The 2,481-nt window shown below is 39.8% G+C and carries 3 protein-coding genes; 1 reads left to right on the plus strand and 2 read right to left on the minus strand.

Going from position 1 to position 2,481, the window contains the following annotated elements; all coding sequences use genetic code 11:
- Positions 1-167 precede the first annotated feature (167 nt).
- On the plus strand, positions 168-695 hold the full coding sequence (rimM, locus tag WBN20_RS15765; RefSeq protein ID WP_424271392.1) for a ribosome maturation factor RimM: 528 nt from the start codon (positions 168-170) through the stop codon (positions 693-695).
- Between the two features lie 122 nt (positions 696-817).
- Here rimM and WBN20_RS15770 read toward each other — a convergent pair whose 3' ends face one another.
- Positions 818-1,864 (minus strand): sugar phosphate isomerase/epimerase family protein, encoded by a 1,047-nt coding sequence (locus WBN20_RS15770; RefSeq protein ID WP_424271393.1) that lies wholly within the window; start codon positions 1,862-1,864, stop codon positions 818-820.
- Between the two features lie 23 nt (positions 1,865-1,887).
- Positions 1,888-2,481: discoidin domain-containing protein (locus WBN20_RS15775; protein ID WP_424282371.1), on the minus strand; the 594-nt coding region annotated here is incomplete at its 5' end.

A 2,481-nucleotide genomic window follows, 5' to 3' on the forward strand; every position in this document is an offset into this window, starting at 1 on the left:
GGAAGTTGCTCCTGCTGCCGAAGAGGTTGCAGAGGAAACTGCAGCGGTTGTTGAAGAGGAAGTTGCCAAAGAGGCTGCTCCTGCTAAAGCAGAAGATGCTACCACAGTAGGTGACACGGAAGAAAAGCCTGCTGCTTCTGAAAAGAAAGAATAATTTTTAGAACGAAATGCAAAAGGAAGATTGTTTCTACCTGGGCAAGATCGTTTCAAAACATAGTTTTAAGGGTGAGGTACTTGTGAAACTAGATACCGATGAGCCCGGCTTATACGAAAACATGGAATCAGTTTTTGTTTCATTAGGAAACAATCTGGTTCCATTTTTTATTGAAAAGTGCTACCTGCATAAATCGAATCTGTTGCGCATTCGATTTGAAGAAATTTCCAGTGAGAGCGATGCAGATCGGATCATAGGGTCTCATTTGTATCTCCCCTTGGAATTCCTGCCCAAACTTTCCGGGAAAAAGTTCTATTACCACGAAATTATCGGGTTTACGGTTATGGATAAGGAATATGGAAATATTGGACTTATTACAGGAGTAAATGATTCTGTTGCCCAGGCTCTATTGGAGGTAGAAAAGGATGATAAGCAATTGCTAATTCCGGTGGCAGATAATATTATAAACAAGGTTGACAGGTCTAATAAGACACTTTATGTGACCACCCCTGAAGGATTGGTAAACCTTTATCTTTCCTGAAATTGTAAAATATGCTCTGAACCCAAAAGGTTGGGTAACCTCCAAGAGATTAATTTTACCGACTTATACTAAATGGGTAAAAGCCCCTATAAAAGAATGAAAAGGAATTTTGAAGAAAAATTTTAGCTCAGGGACTTTTCACAATACTTCAGACACTTTTTAACTTCCTCTATAGCATTTGAACCTTCAGGAATGTTGTATTCCAGTTCTATGGTAGCCGGAAATTTATAATTGTTATCTCTCATTAGTTGCAGTGCCTGGCTAATTGGTGTATCTCCGGTTCCCCAGGGAACATTTCCTTTTCCGTGCTCGGGTGTTTGACGATCTTTTGTATGCATACTCATTATACGGTTGTGTTTACTTTTTATAATTTCAAGCGAATCTGTATTTCCAGCGGCTACATAATGCCCCAAATCCAGATTCAATGCGTTGTGCTTCGATTGTTTTAAGGCCGTATCCCAAAAAGTGGGTGTCTGTTGTTCGTGACCATGGTAGGCCACAAAAATACCGTGTTTTTTGGCCATATCTCCTAGTTTTTGGGTATGGACATCATCGCCAGGGTGTTCCAATGTTACATGACTTGCCCCCAAGGTTTTAGCTGCCCGCATTCCCCAGTCAATTTCTGCATCCGTATTGTCCTTTCCAAAGGCCCTGGGTTTAAAGGCATAAATAGTAACACCAGCATCATTATACATCTTTCGTAGTTCCTCAAATTTATCCATGGATACCGTTGAACGCCATTGAGCAACTACTTTAGTATAAGCCGCTATTTTTTCCTGCATTTCTGCCATTTCTTTTTGCTGTTCATCACTCAGGTCTTCTCCTTTGCGTTTAGATCTCAAAAGCGTGAAATAGGCTCGTCGATCAACAGGATTTTCAGGTTTTCCGGCATAGATCTCAGCCGGATCTCCCATAAGTTCAATGGCATTGATACCGCAATCCAGTATGCACTTTAACGTGGCCTCCGCACTTTGATCTGGCATGCTCCTAAAAGAATATGTTATTACACCAATCTGTACGCCATTTATGATTGAATTTGGCTTTTCAGGAAATTTTAACATTGAAGGTGCAGCAAAAAGTGAAGGACCGCTAATTGTCGCACCGGCTACAAAAGTAGCGGATGTTCCTATAAACCTTCTTCTGCTAAAATTACTTTTGCTATTTTCCATAATGTTGTTCGTTAGGTGTTCTTTTAATTTATCAACTTCTCATTTTGGAGTAAACCGAATATCTTCATTTGTCGCATTGACCACGGAATTTCTCCCTCTTCTTCTAAATTATCAGTTAAGACAATACGTAAGAATTTGGTTTTATTTGGTTCAAAAGTTAGAATTGTATCTGGGTTATCACATTTTCCCTCTTTAATTGTATTCCAATTTGCACCATCAGATGAAATTTGTAACTCATAGAATCTTGGATAAGTCTGGAATGGCGGTATACGATCACGATAATTTCCCCGTCGTTTGGAAGGAGAATTAAAATGTATTTCAGTTATGGTGGTAACATCTGGAAATTCTATCTGATACCACATTCCCTTTTTTTGATTTTCCCCTGTGGTCCAGCCTTCAAAATTAAAAGCACCCAAAGGTGATGCAGTACCTCCTATTCTGGTAGGGGCAGAATGGCTCGCCGTAACCTTCCAGTCTTCGATAGGGGTTAAAGTTTGGGGAACAGACGACAAAAGCTCATTGTATTGATATGAACCTTGATGGTTTTCACTCTCAGATCTTACTTTGGCTACTTCTTCAGGGTTCACTAATGTTGCCTCATTGTCCAGATATAATCT

The organism is Eudoraea sp. (assembly GCF_049665975.1).
Classification (GTDB): Bacteria; Bacteroidota; Bacteroidia; order Flavobacteriales; family Flavobacteriaceae; genus Eudoraea.